General features: G+C 67.5%; 16 protein-coding genes. 9 read left to right on the top strand and 7 right to left on the bottom strand.

The window, feature by feature from the left end; all coding sequences use genetic code 11:
* Window positions 1-4 precede the first annotated feature (4 nt).
* Entirely contained in the window at window positions 5-1,282 is a 1,278-nt protein-coding gene (pgfA, locus tag AC5Y6X_RS14555; protein WP_324675147.1) for a cell envelope lipid trafficking protein PgfA, read from the bottom strand.
* 176 nt (window positions 1,283-1,458) lie between these two features.
* On the opposite strand from pgfA, the gene AC5Y6X_RS14550 reads away from it, so the two are divergent.
* On the top strand, window positions 1,459-2,631 hold the full coding sequence (locus AC5Y6X_RS14550; RefSeq protein WP_499987095.1) for an acyltransferase family protein: 1,173 nt from the start codon (window positions 1,459-1,461) through the stop codon (window positions 2,629-2,631).
* Here the strand turns inward: AC5Y6X_RS14550 and AC5Y6X_RS14545 are convergent.
* Together AC5Y6X_RS14545 and AC5Y6X_RS14540 are read right to left on the bottom strand one after the other, a co-directional pair.
* Complete coding sequence (locus AC5Y6X_RS14545; RefSeq protein WP_499987094.1) at window positions 2,597-4,135, bottom strand: AMP-binding protein; 1,539 nt, start codon at window positions 4,133-4,135, stop codon at window positions 2,597-2,599. The two genes, AC5Y6X_RS14550 and AC5Y6X_RS14545, sit on opposite strands and share 35 nt — an antisense overlap.
* On the bottom strand, window positions 4,132-5,112 hold the full coding sequence (locus AC5Y6X_RS14540) for a phosphotriesterase family protein (RefSeq protein ID WP_499987093.1): 981 nt from the start codon (window positions 5,110-5,112) through the stop codon (window positions 4,132-4,134). The genes AC5Y6X_RS14545 and AC5Y6X_RS14540 overlap by 4 nt, the downstream gene beginning before the upstream one ends.
* Window positions 5,113-5,175: 63 nt before the next feature.
* On the opposite strand from AC5Y6X_RS14540, the gene AC5Y6X_RS14535 reads away from it, so the two are divergent.
* Window positions 5,176-6,873, top strand: coding sequence for an acyl-CoA dehydrogenase family protein (locus AC5Y6X_RS14535; RefSeq protein ID WP_499987092.1), 1,698 nt, complete (start codon window positions 5,176-5,178; stop codon window positions 6,871-6,873).
* 3 nt (window positions 6,874-6,876) lie between these two features.
* Here AC5Y6X_RS14535 and AC5Y6X_RS14530 read toward each other — a convergent pair whose 3' ends face one another.
* Complete coding sequence (locus tag AC5Y6X_RS14530) at window positions 6,877-7,917, bottom strand: amidohydrolase family protein (protein WP_499987091.1); 1,041 nt, start codon at window positions 7,915-7,917, stop codon at window positions 6,877-6,879.
* A gap of 110 nt (window positions 7,918-8,027) precedes the next feature.
* Between AC5Y6X_RS14530 and AC5Y6X_RS14525 the strand changes: the two genes are divergently transcribed.
* A complete protein-coding gene (locus AC5Y6X_RS14525; protein WP_499987090.1) occupies window positions 8,028-8,708 on the top strand; it encodes a TetR/AcrR family transcriptional regulator in 681 nt (226 codons plus the stop codon).
* Window positions 8,705-9,640, top strand: a complete 936-nt coding sequence (locus tag AC5Y6X_RS14520) for a R2-like ligand-binding oxidase (RefSeq protein ID WP_499987089.1) — start codon at window positions 8,705-8,707, stop codon at window positions 9,638-9,640. The genes AC5Y6X_RS14525 and AC5Y6X_RS14520 overlap by 4 nt, the downstream gene beginning before the upstream one ends.
* Before the next feature lie 65 nt (window positions 9,641-9,705).
* On the opposite strand, the gene AC5Y6X_RS14515 is transcribed toward AC5Y6X_RS14520, so the two are convergent.
* A complete protein-coding gene (locus AC5Y6X_RS14515; protein WP_499987088.1) occupies window positions 9,706-11,082 on the bottom strand; it encodes an NADP-dependent succinic semialdehyde dehydrogenase in 1,377 nt (458 codons plus the stop codon).
* A 78-nt stretch (window positions 11,083-11,160) separates the two neighbouring features.
* Between AC5Y6X_RS14515 and AC5Y6X_RS14510 the strand changes: the two genes are divergently transcribed.
* Window positions 11,161-12,810, top strand: coding sequence for an acetolactate synthase large subunit (locus AC5Y6X_RS14510; protein ID WP_499987087.1), 1,650 nt, complete (start codon window positions 11,161-11,163; stop codon window positions 12,808-12,810).
* 130 nt (window positions 12,811-12,940) lie between these two features.
* Here AC5Y6X_RS14510 and AC5Y6X_RS14505 read toward each other — a convergent pair whose 3' ends face one another.
* Window positions 12,941-13,267 (bottom strand): GNAT family N-acetyltransferase, encoded by a 327-nt coding sequence (locus AC5Y6X_RS14505; protein ID WP_499987086.1) that lies wholly within the window; start codon window positions 13,265-13,267, stop codon window positions 12,941-12,943.
* An 88-nt stretch (window positions 13,268-13,355) separates the two neighbouring features.
* Window positions 13,356-14,627, bottom strand: a complete 1,272-nt coding sequence (locus tag AC5Y6X_RS14500; protein WP_499987085.1) for a PucR family transcriptional regulator — start codon at window positions 14,625-14,627, stop codon at window positions 13,356-13,358.
* A 559-nt stretch (window positions 14,628-15,186) separates the two neighbouring features.
* Here AC5Y6X_RS14500 and AC5Y6X_RS14495 point away from each other — a divergent pair.
* The 4 genes from AC5Y6X_RS14495 to AC5Y6X_RS14480 are packed head-to-tail and all read left to right on the top strand — an operon-like array spanning window position 15,187 to window position 20,525.
* On the top strand, window positions 15,187-16,440 hold the full coding sequence (locus AC5Y6X_RS14495) for a cytochrome P450 (protein WP_499987084.1): 1,254 nt from the start codon (window positions 15,187-15,189) through the stop codon (window positions 16,438-16,440).
* Window positions 16,437-17,441, top strand: a complete 1,005-nt coding sequence (locus AC5Y6X_RS14490) for a PDR/VanB family oxidoreductase (RefSeq protein ID WP_499987083.1) — start codon at window positions 16,437-16,439, stop codon at window positions 17,439-17,441. The genes AC5Y6X_RS14495 and AC5Y6X_RS14490 overlap by 4 nt, the downstream gene beginning before the upstream one ends.
* A complete protein-coding gene (locus AC5Y6X_RS14485) occupies window positions 17,438-18,517 on the top strand; it encodes a Rieske 2Fe-2S domain-containing protein (RefSeq protein WP_499987082.1) in 1,080 nt (359 codons plus the stop codon). Before AC5Y6X_RS14490 ends, AC5Y6X_RS14485 begins: the two co-directional genes overlap by 4 nt.
* Window positions 18,504-20,525, top strand: coding sequence for a fatty acid desaturase (locus AC5Y6X_RS14480; protein WP_499987081.1), 2,022 nt, complete (start codon window positions 18,504-18,506; stop codon window positions 20,523-20,525). The genes AC5Y6X_RS14485 and AC5Y6X_RS14480 overlap by 14 nt, the downstream gene beginning before the upstream one ends.
* The last annotated feature ends 5 nt before the right edge of the window (window positions 20,526-20,530 follow it).

The raw sequence follows: 20,530 nt of genomic DNA, 5'->3' as shown, positions 1-20,530 counted from the left end.
GAAGCTAGGGCCGTTCGGGCGGGTCGGCCGACGGCCCCGGCGGCTCAGGCTCCTCCGTGGCGACGGTCGGCGGGTCCGACCCCGATTCGGGCGCATCGGGGCGCGCGGCGGGCCGCTGGGTGGGCAGCTTCTCGGTCTCGGCCTCGGCTCCGGGCACCGGTTCCTCCGGCCCGCGGCCGAAGAAGTCCTGATCGGCGCGGTCAAGGCCGGGGTCGGTGAGCGCGCTTTCGGTGCGCAGGCTGAACGAGGCCAGCAGTCCGCCGCCCACCAGCGAGATCAGGCCGACCGCGGTGAACGTGATCGGCAGCACCCGCGACCACAACGCCAGCCGGTCGCGTTCGTCGCGGGCCGCGTTGACCCGGGATTCGACGGTGTCCTCGTTCGACGTCACGCGGTAGTCGGCCAGCGTCATCTCCGGCTTCAGCGGATCGCGCGCGAAGTAGTGGTTCGCGTGCTCGGTCTGCTTGACGATGGTGCCCGACACCGGGTCCACCCAGAACGTCCGCTGCGCCGCGTAGTAGCGCGTCATGGTGATCTGCTCGGCCGGGTCGCCGCCCTTCACGTCCCACATGGCCGCGGACGTGGTGACCTTGCCGTCCTCGTCGCCGGCGTACAGCGAGGGGTACTTCACCGGGGCCACCAGCTTGCCGTCGGCGTTGTAGCCGACGTTCTGCGTGAAGCGGTAGGTGGTCAGGCCGTTGACGTCCTCCTGGGTTTCGTAGTTGACGTCGAACGGCTTCTGGGCGATCGGATCGAAGTAGGGGTAGGTCTTCTTCTCGGTGTGGAACGGGAACCGGTAGGACAGGCCGTCGTGGCGCAGCGGGATCGCGGTGGGCGGGTTCTCGTCGCCGTACGCCCGCGGCTTCTGCACCGAACCGCCGGTGTGGGTGTCGTCCGAGACGGCCGTCGCCGTCTTGCGGTTGAGGGTGACGGTGTCGACGATCGCCAGCAGCAGCCCGCTGTCCTTCTGCTTGTCGGTACGCCGCACCGAGGTGCCGACCTGCAGCGTGACCACGTCGGCGTTGGCGGGCGACTCGACGCTGACCTGCTGCTGGGACACCAGGGGCACGTTTTGGTTGACGACGAGATGGTCACCGGACAGCGACGCCGAGTCCAGCGCGGTGCCGTTGCCGTCGCTGATCAGGGTGGTGTCGATGTCCAGCGGGATCTTGGCGATCCTGCTGCTGGTGTACGTCGACAGCAGCAGCGCGGCGATCAGCAGGGCGGCCCCGAGCCCGATGACTCCGCATGCGGCGAACCGCAACATGACTGCTCGGTTCACGTTGCCGTGTCCTCCTAGTGGTCCTCATCAGCAGTTCAGACTCGTCGGCCCCCTCTGGCCGGACCGAGCAGCGGCAAACCCGTTTGACCCTAACAGCAGAATTTAAGGTCTCGGCTTACGAACCTAGCGTCATCCGGGTGTACCCGATTCGCTGGCCAACACGCGACGGGCAGACTGTGATCGTGACCGATGGCCAGCAGGTGGGGGGCGTCCGCAGCTTCCTGCCCCCTGTGGAGGGCATGCGCGCCTGCGCGGCCATGGGCGTGGTCGTCACCCACGCCGCCTTCCAGACCGGGCACTCGAGCGGTGTGAGCGGCAGGCTGTTCGGCCGCTTCGACCTGGCCGTGGCGGTGTTCTTCGCGTTGTCGGGATTCCTGCTGTGGCGCGGGCATGCCGCGGCCGCAAGGGATCTGGGACGGCGCCCGCGCACGGGCCACTACCTGCGGTCCCGGGTCGTCCGCATCATGCCGGCATATCTCGTCGCGGTCGTCGTGATCCTGTGCCTGCTGCCCGACTCCGACCACGCCAGCCCGACGGTGTGGCTGGCCAACCTGACGCTCACCCAGATCTACGTGCCGCTCACCCTGACCGGCGGCCTGACCCAGATGTGGAGCCTGTCCGTCGAGGTCGGCTTCTACCTGGCGCTGCCGGTGCTCGCGTTGCTGGCCCGCCGCATCCCGGTGCGCGCCCGGGTGCCGGTGATCGCCGCGCTCGGGGCGCTCAGCTGGGCCTGGGCCTTCGCGCCGTTCGCGCATGCCGGTCCGGGCATGAACCCGCTGAACTGGCCGCCGGCGTTCTTCTCCTGGTTCGCCGCGGGCATGCTGCTGGCGGAGTGGGTGCACAGCGGCGTCGGGTTGCCGCATCGGCTGGCGCGCCGCCGCGTCTTGATGGCCGTCGTCGCCGTGCTGGCCTACCTGGTGGCGGCCTCGCCGCTGGCCGGCCCGGCGGGGCTCGCGGTGGGCAGCGCCGCCCAGTTCGCGGTGAAGACGGCGATGGGCGCCGTCGTGGCGTTCGCGCTCGTCGCGCCGTTGGTGCTGGATCGCCCCGACACGCCCCACCGGGTGCTGGGCACCGCGGGCATGGTCACGCTGGGCCGCTGGTCCTACGGGCTTTTCATCTGGCACCTGGCCGCCCTGGACCTGGTGTTCCCGGTGCTCGGGACGTTCCCGTTCACCGGCCGGATGCCCACGGTCCTGGTGCTGACGCTGATCTTCGGTTTCGCGATCGCCGCCGTCAGTTACGCACTGGTCGAGTCGCCCTGCCGGGAAGCGTTGCGGCGCTGGGAGAAACGCGCGAAGCCGGCCGAAACGCGGGTCATAGACGCTGAGGCCGACGCGATCGCGCCATGATCTCGTCGCGCACCGCCGAGCGGCGGGCCTTGCCGGCGTCGTCGCGCAGCGGGGTGTCGACGAACTCGATGAAATCGGGGCTGGGCGGCACCTTGTACGACGCGATGTGCTCGCGGAGGAACTCCTGCACGCCCGCCGCATCCAGCGCGGAGCCGTCGGCCGTGTGCACCAGCGCGTAGGGCACCTGGCCCAGATCCTCGTGCGGCACACCGACGACCAGACACGACATCACCTCCGGGTGCGCCGACAGGGCGTTCTCGATCTCGGCGGGATACACGTTGCGGCCGCCGACGGTGAACATGTCCACCCGGCGGTCGGACAGGTACAGGAAACCGTCTTCGTCGAAATAGCCGAGGTCGCCCAGCGAGTCCCAGCCGTCGCGGGTCTTGGCCGTCGCGCCGACGTACCGATAGGTCGGCGGGCTGCCCGGCGCGGGCCGCATGTAGATCTCGCCGACGACGCCGGGCGGGCAGGGGTTGCCGTCGTCGTCGAGCACCTTCATCTCCCCGGCGACCACCACGCCGACCGAGCCGCGGTGGGTCAGCCACTGCTCGCCGCTGATGAAGGTCAACGCCTGTAATTCGGTGCCGCCGTAGAGTTCCCACACCTTCTCCGGGCCCAGCAGGTCGATCCAGGCCTGCTTGACGGCCGGCGGGCACGGCGCGCCCAGGTGCCAGAACCGCCGGATCGACGAGAGGTCGTAGGACCCCGGGTCGGCCCGGTAGACCGGCAGCGCCCGCTGCATGATCGTCGGCACCGTCGTCAGGAACGTGACTCGGTGCTCGGTGATCAGCCGGAGGAACTGGTGCGGGTCGAACCGGCTCATCAGCACCAGGTGATGGCGCATCAGCAGCGCGATCGTCGCGGTGGTGAAGCCGGTGTTGTGGCTCAGCGGCACCGGCACCATGGTGGTGTCGCCCTCCTGCGCGCCCAGGGGATAGCCGATGGCGGCCGGTATCCGGCTGTCGCCGCCGGACTCGATGAGTTTGGGTCGGCCGGTGCTGCCGCCCGAGCCCATCGCCTTCCACACCGGCGAGACCGCCTCCGGCAGCGCGGCGTCGGACAGCGCCGGGTCGGGCGTGAAACCGGCTGGCACGCTTGGGAATTCGGGGTAGCCCTGCTGTCTGGTCGGCGACCCGCTGCGCCCGGCTTCGCCGAGCTGGCGATCGCCTCCACGGCCCACCAGCAGGGCGGGCGGGCGCAGCTCCAGCAGCCCGTGCAGCTCCGCGTCCGGCAGCCGCGCGGACAGCGGCTGGGGCACCGCGCCCAGCTTCCAGCACGCCACCGCCGCCTGAATCCATTCGACGGAGTTGGGCAACACCATGGTCACGTAGTCGCCGACGCCGACGCCGCGCTCGGCGTAGGCGCGGGCCAGCCGGTTCGTCGAGGCGTCCAGCTCGGCGCGGGTCAGCGTCAGCCCGTCGCAGGTGACGGCGGGCTCGTCGGGGGCGAGTTCGGCCAACGCCGAGATCTGGGTGCCGATCGGCGGGACCGGCCCCGTCACTGATACGCGCCCTGGCGCTCGAAGATGCGGCGCGGGTTGTCCACCAGCATGGTGCGCAGCTGCTCGTCGGTGACGCCGCGCTGCTTGAGGGCCGGGATCACGTCGTTGTGGATGTGCAGGTAATGCCAGTTGGGCGCCATCTGAGGAACCAGGGCCTCGGGCAGCGCGTCGAAATAGCAGTTGGCGTCGTGCGAGAGCACCATCTTGTCGGCGTGCCCGCGCTCGCACATGGTCGCGACGATGTTCACCCGTTCCTCGAACGGCAGGATCACGTCGATGCCGAACCGGTCCATGCCGAGGTAGGAGCCGGCGGCGATCAGCTCCTCGAGGTAGCCGACGTCGGTGGAATCGCCGGAGTGCCCGATGATCACCCGGCTCAGGTCCACGCCCTCCTCTTCGAAGATGCGCTGCTGCCCGAGCCCGCGCCGCAGCCCGGCGTGGGTGTGCGTCGAGATCGGCACCCCGGTCCGCTTGTGCGCCTGGGCGACCGCGCGCAGCACCCGCTCGACGCCGGGGGTGATGCCGGGCTCGTCGGTCGCGCACTTGAGGATCCCGGCCTTGACGCCGGTGTCGGCGATGCCCTGCTCGATGTCGCGGACGAACATGTCGGTCATGATCTCCGGGCCGTCCAGCAGCCCGCCCGGGCCCTCGTAGTGGAAACGGAACGGGACGTCGTTGTAGGTGTAAAGCCCGGTCGCCACAACGATATTCAGCTCGGTGGCCGCGGCGACGCGCGCGATGCGCGGGATGTAGCGGCCCAGCCCGATCACGGTGAGGTCGACGATGGTGTCCACCCCGCGGGACTTGAGCTCGCCCAGCCGGGCGATCGCGTCGGCCACCCGCTTTTCCTCGTCGCCCCAGGCTTCGGGATAGTTCAGCGCGATCTCCGTGGTCATGATGAACACGTGCTCGTGCATGAGCGTGACGCCGAGATCGGCGGTATCGATGGGTCCGCGTGCGGTATTGAGTTCTGACACGACAGTGATGCTAAGTCCGATGGGCGGTTCACCAACAGGTCCGGTTGCAGTACCGTCCAGCGCATGTTGCTCAATCCCAACCGCCTGCAACGCCGCTACCCCGACCGGCGTTCCGGCGAGATCATGGCCGCGACCGTCGACTTCTTCGAGTCGCGCGGCAAGGCCCGGCTCAAGCACGACGACCACGAGCGGGTGTGGTACTCCGACTTTCTGGAGCACGTCGGGCGGGAGCGCATCTTCGCCTCGCTGCTGACGCCCGCCGGCTACGGCACCCAGGACTGCCGCTGGGACACCTACCGGATCAGCGAGTTCGCGGAGATCCTGGGCTTTTACGGGCTGAGCTACTGGTATCCCTTCCAGGTCACCGCCCTTGGCCTGGGCCCGATCTGGATGAGCGCCAACGAGGACGCCAAACGCAAGGCCGCCGCCCAGCTGCAGGCCGGCGAGGTGTTCGCGTTCGGCCTGTCCGAGCAGACCCACGGCGCCGACGTCTACCAGACCGACATGATCCTCACGCCCACAGACGAGGGTTGGGTTGCCAACGGCGAGAAGTACTACATCGGCAACGCCAACGTCGCCCGGATGGTGTCGACGTTCGGCAAGATCGCCGGGACCGACGAGTACGTGTTCTTCATCGCCGACTCCCAGCACGAGCGCTACGACCTGATCAAGAACGTGGTGAACTCGCAGAACTATGTCGCCAACTACGCGCTGCGCGACTACCCGGTCACCGAGGCCGACATGCTGCACCGCGGGGCCGGGGCCTTCCACGCCGCGCTGAACACCGTCAACGTCTGCAAGTACAACCTGGGCTGGGGCGCCATCGGCATGTGCACCCACGCCATGTACGAGGCGGTCACCCACGCCTCCAACCGCTGCCTGTACGGGACCGTCGTCACCGACTTCACCCACGTGCGGCGGCTGCTCATCGACGCCTACGTGCGGCTGGTCGCGATGAAGCTGGTCGCCACCCGCGCGTCCGACTACATGCGCAGCGCCTCCGCCGAGGACCGTCGCTACCTGCTGTACAGCCCGCTCACCAAGGCGAAGATCACCAGCGAGGGCGAGCGGGTCATCACCGCGCTGTGGGACGTCATCGCCGCCAAGGGCGTGGAGAAGGACACCATTTTCGAGGCGATGACCCGCGAGATCGGCCTGCTGCCCCGGCTGGAGGGCACCGTCCACATCAACATCGGGCTGCTCGGCAAGTTCATGCCCAACTTCCTGTTCGCCCCGAGCGGCGAACTCCCGGTGATCGGGCGGCGCGACGACGCGGCCGACGACTCGTTCCTGTTCGCCCAGGGACCCACCGGCGGGCTGGGCAAGGTGCGCTTCCACGATTGGCGGGCGTCGTTTCAGGGCTTCGCCCGTCTGGCCAACGTCGCGCTGCTGCGCGAGCAGGTCGACACGCTCACCGAGATGCTGGCCAGCGCCACCCCGGATGCGGCCCAGCAGAAGGACATCGACTTCGCCTTCGCCGTCGGCCAGCTGTTCGCGACGGTGCCCTACGCCCAGCTGATCCTCGAGGAGGCGGCGCTGTCGGGTGTGGACGAGGCGTTGATCGACGAGATCTTCGCCGTGCTGGTGCGCGACTTCAACGGCTACGCGGTGGAACTGAACGACAAGCCCTCGGCGACCGACGCCCAGGCCCGCTTCGCGATGCGGATGATCCGCCGTCCGGCCCACGATCCCGCGCGCTACGACCAGATCTGGAAGGAACACGTGCTGCCGATCGGCGGCGCCTACGCGATGCGGCCCTAACATTCACGATTGGATGCGGAATACCCGTTCGGCGTTCTCGTGGTAGATCTTGTGCTTGTCGGCGACGGCTATCGGGGCGTTGTCGAGAAAGCGGACGGCCTCGGTGGTGTCTTCGTAGGGATAGTCGACGGCGAACATGATGTTGTCCGCGCCCAGGGCGTCGATATTGAACTTGAGCGCCGGGTCCCACGGCATTCCGCTGGTGGTGATGTAGAAGTTCCTCTTCAGGTATTCGGTGAATGTCAGCTCCAGGTGGGGCCGCACGTTGCGCGACGACGTCGGTATCTCCCGAAACCGGTCGATCCTGTGCAACCAGTACGGGACGGCCTCGCCCATGTGCCCCAATACGATTGTGAGCCTTGGGAATCGGTCGAAAACGCCGCTGCTCATCAGCCTCATGGCGTGCAGGCCCGTGTCGGCCTGAAAGCCCCAGATGGCGGCGACCAGATCGTGCTTGCGCATCGGCAGCGCCATGCCGGCCGACGGGCATCGCGGGTGCAGGTAGATCGCGGCGCCCAGATCCTCTGCGGCTTCCAGGATGGGCCAGAACTTCTCCTCGTCCAGGTACTCGCCGCGGGTGTGGGAATTGATGATGATGCCGTTGAGTCCGAGCCGGCCCATCGCGCGCTCGATCTCCTCGACCGCCCGCGCCGGTGCCTGCGGTGCGATCGCGGCCAGCCCGGCGAATCGGCCCGGATGACGCGAAATCGCTTCGGCGAGTAGGTCATTGGTTTCTGCCGCCAGGCCGGCGGCCTCATCGTCGTCCAGGGTCTGCACCCCGGGTGAGGTGAGGGACAACAGCTGCACGTCGATGCCGTTGGCGTCCATGATCTGCAGTCGCACGTCGTCGAGATCGATCAACAGAGTCCGCGCCGCTTCGCCGAATGCGCCCGCGCCGTGCAGGAGAAAATCCTGGAACTCCGCGTCCGGGTCGTCGGCCGGAGCCCGGGCGATCCAGCGTTCCAGCGCGGCGATCACATTGGGCGTGCTGAACGCCTCCTCGGTGGCGATGCGGCGAAACTGCTCGGAGCCGTCGATGGTCATCCGTCACTCCTTCTGCTCGCACCATTGAAAACCTGGCGACTCGGAACGGCGTTGACTATGGCGTAGCTCACAGTAGAATGACCAGTGGTCATCGACGCGAGGAGGCCGCATTGCCGACGGTGACTTGGGCACGAGTCGACCCGGCTCGCCGCGCGGCCGTCATCGAAGCCGCGGAGGCCGAGTTCGGGGCGCACGGATTCTCCCGGGGCAGCCTGAACGTCATCGCGCGCCGGGCCGGGGTCGCCAAGGGCAGCCTGTTCCAGTACTTCGCGGATAAGCGCGATCTGTATGCGTTCATCGCCGACATCGCCAGCCAGCGGGTGCGCTCCTACATGGAGGACCTCATCCGCGAGCTCGACCCCAGCCGGCCGTTCTTCGACTTTCTCACCGACTGGCTCGACGCGTGGGTGGCCTACTTCGCCGAGCATCCGCGCGAACGCGCCCTGCACGCGGCGGCGACGCTGGAGGTCGACACCGAGGCCCGCGTCAGCGTCCAGAACGTAATTCACCGCCACTACCTGGAGGTGCTGCGGCCATTGGTGCGCGACGCGCACACCCGCGGAGACTTGCGCGCGGATTCCGACACCGACGCGTTGTTGTCGTTGCTGCTGCTGATCTTTCCGCACCTGGCGCTGGCTCCCTACGTGCGCGGCCTGGATCCCATCCTCGGGCTCGACGAGCCCACGCCGGAGCAGCCGGCGCTGGCCGTGCGCAGGCTCGTCGCGGTTTTGGCGGCCGCGTTCAAGGCGGCGCCGCAAGCTCACGATTTGAAGGAGGTCATAACACCATGACACGCACGAGTTCAGGTTCCATGGTCGCCGGCGGACTCAACTGGGACAGCTTGCCGCTCAAGCTGTTTGCCGGCGGCAATGCCAAGTTCTGGAATCCGGCCGACATCGACTTCTCCCGCGACCGCGCGGACTGGGAGCGGCTCACCGACGACGAACGCCACTACGCCACCCGGCTGTGCGCCGAGTTCATCGCCGGCGAGGAGGCGGTGACCGAGGACATCCAGCCGTTCATGGCCGCGATGCGCGCCGAGGGCCGGCTGGGCGACGAGATGTACCTGACGCAGTTCGCGTTCGAGGAGGCCAAGCACGTGCAGGTGTTCCGCATGTGGCTCGACGCCGTCGGCGTCACCGACGACCTGCACTGCTACCTGGAGGACATCCCCACCTACCGCACGATTTTCTACGAGGAGCTGCCGGACTGCCTCAACAAGCTGTCGACCGATCCCTCACCGGCCGCCCAGGTCCGGGCGTCGGTCACCTACAACCACATGGTCGAGGGCATGTTGGCGCTGACCGGCTACTTCGGCTGGCACAAGATCTGCGTGGAACGCGGCATCCTGCCCGGCATGCAGGAGCTGGTCCGGCGCATCGGCGACGACGAGCGGCGCCACATGGCGTGGGGCACGTTCACCTGCCGGCGCCACGTCGCCGCCGACGATGCCAATTGGGAGGTCTTCGAAAACCGCATGAACGAGCTGATGCCGCTCGGGCTGCGCCTGATCGAGGAGGGCTTCGCGCTGTACGACCCGATGCCGTTCGGCCTTTCGGTGGACGAATTCATGCAGTACGCGGCCGACAAGGGGATGCGACGGTTCGGCACCATCGCCAGCGCGCGCGGGCGCCCGGTCGCCGAGATCGACCTCGACTATTCGCCGGTGCAGTTGGAGGACACGTTCGCCGACGAGGACGAGAAGGCGCTGGCCGCCGTGTAAGGCCGAGCAGACGTAAAAGCCCCCGAAAACAGCCGTTTTCGGGGGCTTTTACGTCTGCTCGCCAGCTACCCCACCCACACCGTCTTGGCGTTGCAGAACTCGCGGATGCCCAGGCCGGCGAGCTCGCGGCCGTAGCCGGAGCGCTTGACGCCGCCGAACGGCAGCTCGGGGTAGGACACCGTCATCCCGTTGATGAAGACCTGGCCCGCCTCGATGCCGTCGATGAAGCGCTCTTGCTCGGCCTCGTCCTCGGTCCAGGCGTTGGAGCCCAGCCCGAAGGTGGTGGCGTTGGCGATCTCGATGGCCTCGTCGATGTCGTCGACGCGGTAGATCGAGGCGACCGGGCCGAACACCTCCTCGGTGTAGAGCGCCATGTCCTTGGTGATGTCGGTGACCACCGTCGGCGGGTAGTACCACCCCGGCCGGTCGAGACGCTCACCGCCGCAACGGATCACCGCGCCGGCCGCGGCGGCGTCCTCCACCTGCTTGGCGACCTCGTCGCGGCCCGACTCGGTGGCCAGCGGACCCACGTCGGTGTCGGGGTCGGTCGGGTCGCCGACCCGCAGCGCCTTCATCCGCTCGACGAACTTGTCGACGAACGCGTCGTAGATGTCGGCGTGGGCGATGAACCGCTTGGCGGCGATGCAGGACTGCCCGTTGTTCTGCACACGGGCGGTGACCGCGGTCTTGACCGCCTCGTCCAGGTTCGCCGACGGCATCACGATGAACGGGTCGCTGCCGCCCAGCTCGAGCACGGTGGGCTTGATCTCGTCGCCGGCGATGGCCCCGACGGACTGGCCCGCCGGCTCACTGCCGGTCAGGGTGGCCGCCGCGACGCGGGGATCGCGCAGGATGGTCTCCACGGCGCTCGACGGCACCAGCAGCGTCTGGAAGCAGCCGTCCGGGAAGCCGCCGCGCGCGATCACGTCGGCGAGATACAGCGCGCACTGCGGCACGTTCGACGCGTGCTTGAGGATGCCGACGTTGCCGGCCATCAGCGCCGGCGCCGCGAAGCGCACCGCCTGCCACAGCGGGAAGTTCCACGGCATCACCGCCAGCACCACCCCGAGTGGTTGATACCGCGTGTACGCCCTCTTGGCGCCCACCTTCGACGCATCGGCCGGCTCGTCGGCAAGCAGCCTCTCGGCGTTCTGTGCGTAGTAGCGAAAACCCTTGGCGCACTTGACCGCTTCGGCCTTGGCCGAAGCCAGCGTCTTACCCATCTCCAGGGTCATCATCTCCGCGGTCCGGTCCGCCTCGGCCTCCAGCAGGTCGGCGGTGGCGTTGGCCCACTGCGCGCGCTGGGCGAAGGTGGTGGAGCGGCGATAGTCCAGGAAGCGTTCGTGGGCCCGCGCGATCGCGGCCTGGACTTCGTCGTCGGTTGCCGGGGTGAAGGTCTTGACCGTCTCGCCGGTGGCCGGGTTGATCGTGGCGATGGGCACGCTGACTTCCTTCGCTAGCTGGTGGGTAGACGTTCGATACCCAGCCTGCCACTACTGTGGCGAGAAGGGAGGTGCCGAGTGAGCAAAGCCGCCGAGCTGATGGTCAAGTGCCTGGAAAACGAGGGTGTTTCCGTGGTCTTCGGGCTGCCCGGCGAGGAGAACATCCGCTTCGTGCAGGCGCTGGCCTCCTCGAACATCCGCTACGTGCTCACCCGCCACGAGCAGGCGGCGTCGTTCATGGCGGAGATGTACGGACGCGTCACCGGCCGGGCGGCGGTGGTGTCGGCCACGTTGGGCCCGGGTGCGATCAACATGCAGCTCGGCGTCGCCGATGCCACCACCAACAGCACACCGATGGTCGCGATCTCCGCGCAGGTGGGCCAGGGCCGTCAGTTCAAGGAGTCGCACCAGTACGTCGACCTGGTGTCGATGTTCGCGCCGATCACCCGGTGGGCCGCCGGCATCCCGACCGCGCGCGCCATCCCGGAGATGTTCCGCAAGGCGTTCAAGCTCGCCGAGGCCGAACGCCCGGCCGCGGTGTATCTGGCCGTGCCCGAGGACATAGACGCCGACGAAACCGACTACCCCGACCTGAAACCGTTGCCGCGCAACGTCGTCCGCGCCGAGGCGCCGGCGGCCCGTCAGGTCGCGCGTGCCGTCGACATCCTGCGCCAGGCCGAGCGACCGGTGGTGCTGGCCGGTCACGGCGCGGCCCGCGGCGACGCGACCGCGGCCCTGGTGCGGTTCTCCGAGGAATTCGGCATCCCGGTGGCCAACACCTTCCACGGCAAGGGCGTGATGCCCGACGACCACCCCAACAGCATCGGGACCATCGGGTTCATGCGGCACGACTACGTCAACTTCGGGTTCGACAACGCCGACGTCATCGTCGCGGTGGGCTACGAGCTGCAGGAATTCGACCCGGTCCGGATCAACCCGTCGTCCGACAAGAAGATCATCCACATCCATCGTTTTCCCGCCGAGGTCGACGCGCACTATCCCGTCGACGTCGGGATCGTCGGCGACATCAGCGCCTCCCTCGACGCGCTGACGGTGGCGCTCGCCGGGCACCGCTACCACGTCGACCCGGCGATACCGGGCTCGGGCCTGCTTGCCGACGAATTCACACGGGGACAACAGGATTCGCGCTACCCGCTGGCGCCGCAGCGAGTGGTCGCCGACACCCGCGCCGCGCTGGGCCGCAGCGACGTCGTCCTGGTCGACACCGGCGCCACCAAGATGTGGATGGCGCGGCTGTACCCGACGTTCGAGTGCAACACGTGCCTGGTCTCGAACGGCTTGTCCACCATGAGTTTTGCGCTGCCCGGCGCACTGGGCGTCAAGCTGGCCCGCCCCGAGTCGAAGGTGCTGGCCGTCGTGGGCGACGGCGCCTTCATGATGAGCTCACAGGAGATCGAGACCGCCGTTCGGGAAAAGATACCGCTGGTGGTGTTGATCTGGGAGGACGGCGGCTACGGCCTGATCGAGTGGAAGATGGACCTCGAACTCGGCGAGCACCACTACGTGCGGTTCTCCAACCCCGACATCGTCACCTACGCAAAAAGCTTCGGCGCCAAGGGATATCAGATCAACAGCGCCGACGAGCTGCTGCCGACGCTGAAGGCCGCGCTCGACGACGACGGCGTGTCGCTGATCAACTGTCCCGTCGACTACTCGGAGAACCTGCGGCTGACCGACCGGCTCGGCGAGCTGGACGAGACGCTGTAGCGGTGTGGCGGCACCTCGCGCCATCGACTGTGAGGCTACGGCGTTGAGCGTGCACTCACGGCGCGATCGGAGTCGAAACTTCGCCGTGGGTCCACGCTCGAAACCGTAGGCGCACAGTCAAAGCCGGCAATTACGAGGTTTCGGCTCGCACCGCCGCATGCGCCTGCGGGGTGATGGGATCGAGAATGTCGGCGTAGTCGTCGTCTTTGTCGACGAAGGCGGCGACGAACGGGCAGATCGCCACGATCCGTTTGCCCGCGGCGCGGGTATCGTCCAGCGCGGCGGCGATCAGCTTGCCGGCCAGGCCGCGACCGGTGAACTTCTTGTCGACCTCGGTGTGGTAGAAGATGCGCTGATTGCGGCTGTCGACATAGTCCGCAAGGCCGGCCGCCTCGCCCTCGGCGCTGATCTCGTAGCGGTTCTTCTCGCTGGCATTGGTGACGATCGGCTCGGCCACATCCGCGCTCTCCGGTTGCGCGCCGCGTCGTTTTCGCAGTCGCACGGGGCCTCCTAGATTTCGGTCGCGTGGAGGCGACGTTACCCGCTCAGCCGAGGACGGCCGGACCGAACCAGTGGCAGAGCAGCAGGGCAATCTCGACATCCAAGCGGTCGTCGGCGATTGGCCTGCCACGTCGTTCGATTGCCCGGTGGACGCGATACTTGATCGAATTGACGTGCAGGTGCACCTCTTCGGCCGCTGCCTTGTAGCTGGAGCCGGTGCGCAGGAACACGCGCAGCGTCTCGCGGAGCCGGGCGTCGCTATCCGAGGAGGAGGCCAGCGGGCCGAGCACCTCGCCAACCCAGGTGCGTGCCGCATCGAGGTTGGCCCCCAGCAGCGCCGCAATCGAGAGCTCGGGATCGCTGGCCGCGGTGACCCGGCGCGCGGTCGCACCCGATGCGATCGCAACACTGCGGGCGTCCGCCGCCTGCTGATGCGAACGGCGGAATCCCTCGACGCCCGGCAATGGGTTGCCGACCGCGACGTACACACCGTCGGCCGCCGCTCGAGCGAGCTCGCGAATCCGCGGCAACACGGTCGGCGCGGCATCGGCCGGCAGCGGAATCCACGCCCAGCCGGTCACCCGGTCCACGGCGATGAACAAGGAACCCTGCTGAGCGCCAACGGATTCGGCGAGATGGTGGACGAAGCGCTCCATCTGCGCGAGGTCGACGCGATTGTCCGATTCGCCCCACCAGACGACGACCGCAAGGTGAATTCGTCCGAGCTGATAGCGGATCGCGGTTGTCATCGCATCGACGTCGACCTCAGCGCCCGCGAGGATCTCGCGAACGCGCAGGGCACGTAGGCTGTTTCTGTTCTCGACCCAGCGCTCCCGCTCGTCCTGGTAGGTTTCGACCACCAGCTGCGAGATCCGGTCGATGTATGCGAACGAGACCGCCGCCATCCGCTCGTAGACATCCAGGCTGAGCTTCGGGTCCAGCTCCGCCGCGCGGATCTCGTCGAGCACAACTTCCAGCGCCGCGCGGTGGCCCAGCCGGTAAGCGCGCACCAACGCGTTTGCCGACACCTCGCGCTGCGCCAGGCGCCGGGCATACTCCAGTGCCGCGGCCGGCGGGTCTACCTGGTTGACGGGGATGTTGTAGCGAATCGTCGAGAAGAACGTGTCGACGTTCGTCGCGACCGTGTCTTCCAGCAATTGCAGCAATTGCGCGTCTCCGCGCAGCTCCGAGATCTCGGCGACCAGCAACGCCTGGATGCGTCGCGTGGTCTGATCCAGCTTGCCGTCCAGCCGGCCCGCAATGGTCGCCGCGGTCTTGGCAGTGAGCGTCGCCTCGGCGCGGCCTTCGTCCGCCATGAACCAACCGTAGTTCCAATCGCTTCGTGGTGGTTGTTTGGCTTCTGGAGCCAAGGTCCGGCGGGTATTTGGTCCGTTGCGGACGTCGCCGCGGCCAGGCGAGCTCCGTAGCGTTCAGCACGAACGGCACGCCGAATTGCTCGGCAAACGACTGAATTGAGTTCGAGCCGGGCTCGAGAAAACCCGAATTCCGCCTCGCTGAGAAATGAGAGAAGGATGTTTGTCATCATCGGACTTTTGACGTCGGCAAGGCCCAGTCGCCGGACCCCGCGCTATGCGGGCGCGACTGGGCCACGGCCACCGAGCGAAGCTCGTCGCCGAGCGTGACAATTTGATGGAATCCCTTATGACACACGAGTTTTAGACGTCGAAACTCCCGCAACCGCGTGACCCGACGCGGCCGCGATTTCCTTCCCAACCAGATCAAATCATTGACCCCAATGCATTTACCGTCAAGGAGTTGCGGCGCACACTGACTACAGCGGAGACCCCTCGATCGCATTTTTCGCCCGCACTATCCGAAAAACGAAGTAATTCAACACAAGTGCAAGGACACGCCATGACAACCATCGAGCACCGCGACCTGGACACCGTCGACCTCGCCGATTCCGCCGTGTGGGACGACGGGCCGCCATGGGAATTGTTCGCCCGAATGCAGCGCGAGGACCCGGTGCATTTCAGCGCGCAACGCAACCGGCCCCAGGAAGGCGGCTTCTGGGACATCACGACCCACGAGGACGTGCGTGCCGTCAGCCGTGACTACAAGACCTTCTCCTCCGAACGGCGCGGCATCTTCCATTGGGATGAGATCAGCGACGGCCTCGGGCTGGACATTCAGCGGCTGCAGATGATCTCGATGGACCCACCCCGCCACGACCGGCTCAAGGCGCTGGTGATCAAGGAGTTCACCCCGGAGGTTGTCGCCGAGCACACCGATCACGTCAACCAGATCATCAAGGGTGTGCTGGACACTGTGGCCGACAAAGACCGATTCGACTTGGTCGCCGATGTCGCGCGGCCCATCCCGGCCCGGGTGATCGGCTCACTGCTGGGCACACCACCGGAGGATGACGCCAAACTGGTGCACTGGACGAACGTGTTCACCGCGTTCGAAGACCCGGTGATCCGGCAGCAGTGGGATGATCCCATGGCGGTGATGGCGGAGATCCTTGAATACGTCAATGGCCGGATCGCTTTGGCGCGCAGCGGCGATGCGTCCATCAGCGGGAAGCTGCTGACCGCCATGATGGATGCCGAGGTTGAGGGCGAGAAGCTCAACGAGATGGAGATCGCGCTGTTCTTCGTCCTGCTGATGTCGGCGGGCAACGACTCGACCCGGGCAACCTACACCGCGACCATGATGGAGATACTCAGCAACCCGGAGCTGCGCCGACAGCTGCGGGAGAATCCCGAGCTGATTCCGGCGGCGGTCGAGGAGGGGCTGCGCTGCTATCCCGCATTCGCCTTCATGGCGCGCGGGGCGACCAAAGACACCGAGCTGCACGGCAAGCAGATCAAGGAAGGCGATCGTCTGCTGCTGTGGTACCTCGCGTCCAACCGCGACGAGACGGTGTTCCCAAATCCGCACACATTCGACATCACCCGTCCCAACCTCGCTGACACGCACCAGGCCTTCGGCGGGCGGGGACGTCACTTCTGCCTGGGCACCAACCTCGCCCGGCTGGAGCTGAGGCTGTGGATCCAGCAGACCCTGGAACGCTTCCCTGACCTCGCCCTGGACGGCGAGCCGACGCGGGTGCGGGCGCTGTTCCTCAACCAGTACAACTCGGTACCGGTGCGGAGAACATCGTGACAGCGACAGAACAGCCGACCCGGGCCAGGCCCGCCTACCGTGAGGTCGAGGTCGACGTCGAGGTTCGCCGCCGCGAGGCCGTCGCCGACGGCGTCGTCACGCTCACGCTCGCCGACCCGAGCGGCGCCGATCTGCCGGAGTGGGCGCCGGGCGCGCACATCGACCTGCTGCTGACACCGTCGCTGGTGCGCCAGTATTCGCTGTGCGGCGACACCGCGAACCGAGCCGAGTGGCAGGTCGGGGTCCTGCTCGACCCCAACAGCCGCGGCGGTTCCCAGTTCGTGCACGACAAGCTGCACGAGGGAACCTCGGTGCGGGTTCGCGGCCCCCGCAATCACTTTCCGCTCGTCGGGTCGCCGCGGTACCTATTCATCGCCGGCGGCATCGGCGTCACCCCGATGCTGCCGATGATCGCGGCGGCCGAGGCGGCGGGTGCGGACTGGCGGCTGCTCTACGGCGGCCGGGCGCGCTCGTCGATGGCCTTCGTCGACGACCTGGGGCGCCACGGCGACCGCGTCACCATCTGCGCGCGGGATGCCCAGAACGGGGCCAACTTCCGCGCGAACCTCGGCTCGGCGCTGGCCGAGCCGGGCGAGAACACGCTGGTGTACTGCTGCGGGCCCGAGGGGCTGCTGGGCGCGGTCGAGGACGCGTGCAAGGCCTGGCCCGAGGGCAGCCTGCACATCGAGCGGTTCTCGGCCAAGGCCCTCGACGAGCCGTCGCCCGGTGCGCTGGACACCTTCGAGGTGGAGTGCCAACGCTCCGGCATCACCCTGACCGTGCCGCCGGACAAGTCGATCTATGCGGCCTGCGAGGAGGCCGGCGTCGACGTGCTGGGCTCCTGCATGGAAGGGGTGTGCGGCACCTGCGAATGCGACGTGTTGGAGGGCGAGCCCGACCACCGCGACTCCGTGCTCAACGACGCCGAAAAGGCACGCAACGACGTGATGATGACCTGCGTTTCGCGGTCCCGCTCGGAAAGGTTGGTGCTCGACTTATGAGGTCCAACTACCCATTCAACTGCTGGTATGTGGCGGCGGCCAGTGACGAAATCGGCGATGGCCTGCTAGCGCGTCGGCTGCTCGACAAGCCGGTGCTGTTGTACCGGCGCGGCTCCGGGGACGTGGTGGCGATGGAGGACCGCTGCATCCACCGGGCCTACCCGCTGTCGGAGGGCCACCGCGACGGCGACCGCGTCGTCTGCGGCTACCACGGATTCGCCTACGACCCCGACGGCTGCCTGGCCCAGGTGCCGTCGCAGGAGAACGTACCGCCCGGCGCCCGAGTACGCACCTATCCCGTGCACGAGCAGTCGCCGTTCGTGTGGATCTGGCTCGGCGACCCGGGTGTGGCCGCGCTGCGCCCGCCACCGCGAGTGCCGTGGTACGCCGACGGGACGGGCTGGGGGAGCACCAGCGAGGTGCTGCGCGTCGAGGCGAATTACCTACTGCTGCATGAGCACTACCTCGACCTGACCGACGTGTTCGTGATGCATCCGGAGGTCGTGCCACCGGATATCGAGGTGCTGCCACAGCTCGACGAGGTCGAAGTCTCCGAACGGTCCGTCTCCTACTTCCGGGAGCTGCCGTGGAGCAGGCTCGCGCCGTGGGAGGCCGAAATCACCGGCCTTCCCGTCGAGACTGCCGGCAGCCGTCGTGAGGAGGGAACCTTCGTCTCCCCAGCACTACATGTCCAGCATTACGTCATCGCTCCCGAGTCCGGAAAAGACCACGAGCTCTTACGGATTCAAGGGTTCACCCCCGAATCGCCCGGGGCCACGCACGTCTTCCTTCAAATGGCCCGCAACTTCGCGCCCGACGACCAGCGGATCGCCGGGTTCATTCGCGCCATGTTCCACGAGTGGGCGATGCGGGATTCGGTTGTGCTGGAAACCATTCAGCGCCGTCTGGGTGAGGAAACCGTGCCGCGCCGCGACATCAACGTCAAGGCCGACCGCGCGGCGGTGCGGGCGCGGCGCATTGCGATGGAGATGGTCGACGAGGAAACCGGCCGCTTTGCGCTGAGTCGGATGCTGAGGGCGCCATTGCGAATTGGAGGTGTCGATGTCGACCGTTGAGGCGCTGGATCGACGCACGCCGGAAAGCCCTGCGCCCCATGCGCTGCCGGATCCCGGGGAGTCGGTGCCGCGGCTCGCACTGCCGACGGTCAGCGCCTTTGTCGTCGCGCTGACGGCGTTCATGGTGTCGACGGTCGGCTACATCCAGGGCTGGGTGCCCGCCTGGGTGACGATACCGGTCAACGCCGCGGTGACGTTCGTGATGTTCACCGTGGTGCACGACTCCATCCACTATGCGGTCAGCACCGCCCGTTGGGTGAACGGGCTGATCGGGCGGCTGGCGTGGTTGCTGGTGGTGCCGATCATTTCGTTCCCGACGTACGCGTTCATCCACATCGAGCACCATCGGCATTCCAACGACGATGCCAACGACCCGGACGCGTGGGCGTCGCACTCGAAGTGGTGGCAGATGCCGTTGCGGTGGCCGTTCCCCGAGTTGCTGTACGGCGGGTTCATCCTTCGCACGCTGCGGCGCCGGCCGAAACCCGAGGTTGCCGAGACGCTTTCGCTGCTGACGCTGAGCGTGGCCGGTCTGGTCGTCGCGATCGTCACCGGCCACATCTGGACGCTCGCGGTCGTCTTCCTCATCCCGCAACGCATCGGACTCGTCGTCCTGGTGTGGTGGTTCGACTGGCTGCCGCATCACGGGCTGGCCGACACCCAGCGCTCCAACCGCTACCGGGCGACCCGGGCGCGGGTCGGGATGGAGTGGCTGTACACGCCGCTGATGCTGTCGCAGAACTATCACCTGGTGCACCATCTGCACCCGTCGGTGCCGTTCTACCGGTATGTGAAGACCTGGCGGCGCAACGAGGAGGCCTACCTGGAGCGCGAAGCCGCGATCTCCACGGTGTTCGGTCAGCAGCTGAACCCCGACGAGTACCGGGAATGGAAGGAGCTCAACCGCAAGCTAGGTCGTGTGGTTCCAGTGCACATGCCGGCCCGGTCGAGCGCCACCCACGCGGTGCGGCACCGGATCCCGGTCGCCTCGGTGGATCCCATCACCGAGGACAGCACGCTGGTAACGTTCGCGGTGCCCGAGGCGCTGCGCGACGAGTTCCGTTTCGAGCCGGGTCAGCACGTGACGGTGTGCACCGACCTCGGCGGCGAGGATGTGCGGCGCAACTACTCGATCTGCGCGCCGGCGACGCGGGCCCAGCTGCGCATCGCGGTCAAACACATTCCGGGCGGCGCCTTTTCGGGGTTTGTGGCCGATCGATTGAGGGCCGGCGACGTCCTCGAGTTGATGACTCCGACGGGGCGGTTCGGCACCCCGTTGAATCCGCTGGCGCGAAAGCACTATGTGGGCATTGCGGCCGGCAGTGGGATCACCCCGGTGCTGTCAATCCTGGAGACGGTGCTGGAGATCGAGACCGAGAGCCGGTTCACGCTGATCTACGGCAACCACACCAAAGAGTCAACGATGTTCCGGCACGATCTGGCCCGGCTGGAGTCGCGCTACTCCGACCGGTTGGAGATCCTGCACGTGTTGTCCAGCGAGCCGCTGCACACCCCGGAGTTGCGCGGCCGGATCGACGAGGAAAGGCTCACCCGGTGGCTGCGCACCAGCCTGAGGCCGACAACCGTTGACGAGTGGTTCCTGTGCGGCCCGATGGGCATGAGCACCGCCGCGCGCGGCGCGCTGATCGCGCGCGGTGTCCACGAAGAGCGCATTCACCTGGAGCTGTTCACCGGCTACCCGAAGGGCACCACACCGAAGCGCGGATATGACGCCGCCACGGTGACCTTCCGGCTTTCCGGGCGCGATCAGACCTTCGACCTCACCCCCGGTGATTCGATCCTCGAGGGCGCGCTGCAGGTGTGCAGCGACGCGCCGTACTCGTGCATGGGCGGCGCCTGCGGCACGTGCCGGGCGAAGTTGCTCGACGGCACCGTCGAAATGGATCAGAACTTCGCGCTCGGCCGGGCCGAGCTGGACGCCGGCTACATCCTGACCTGCCAGTCACACCCCACCAGCCCCACCGTGTCCGTCGACTACGACGCCTAGGAGAC

This window comes from Mycobacterium sp. NGS26, from assembly GCF_059813025.1.
This window is presented reverse-complemented; position numbering and strand designations above follow the sequence as displayed.

What these genes read in the sequence shown, in the direction of transcription:
- AC5Y6X_RS14495 (WP_499987084.1), top strand. Translation starts at nt 15,187, where the DNA reads ATGACAACCATCGAGCACCGCGACCTGGACACCGTCGACCTCGCCGAT.
- AC5Y6X_RS14520 (WP_499987089.1), top strand. Translation starts at nt 8,705, where the DNA reads ATGACACGCACGAGTTCAGGTTCCATGGTCGCCGGCGGACTCAACTGG.
- AC5Y6X_RS14500 (WP_499987085.1), bottom strand. Translation starts at nt 14,627, where the DNA reads ATGGCGGACGAAGGCCGCGCCGAGGCGACGCTCACTGCCAAGACCGCG.
- AC5Y6X_RS14480 (WP_499987081.1), top strand. Translation starts at nt 18,504, where the DNA reads ATGTCGACCGTTGAGGCGCTGGATCGACGCACGCCGGAAAGCCCTGCG.
- AC5Y6X_RS14535 (WP_499987092.1), top strand. Translation starts at nt 5,176, where the DNA reads ATGTTGCTCAATCCCAACCGCCTGCAACGCCGCTACCCCGACCGGCGT.
- AC5Y6X_RS14530 (WP_499987091.1), bottom strand. Translation starts at nt 7,917, where the DNA reads ATGACCATCGACGGCTCCGAGCAGTTTCGCCGCATCGCCACCGAGGAG.
- AC5Y6X_RS14485 (WP_499987082.1), top strand. Translation starts at nt 17,438, where the DNA reads ATGAGGTCCAACTACCCATTCAACTGCTGGTATGTGGCGGCGGCCAGT.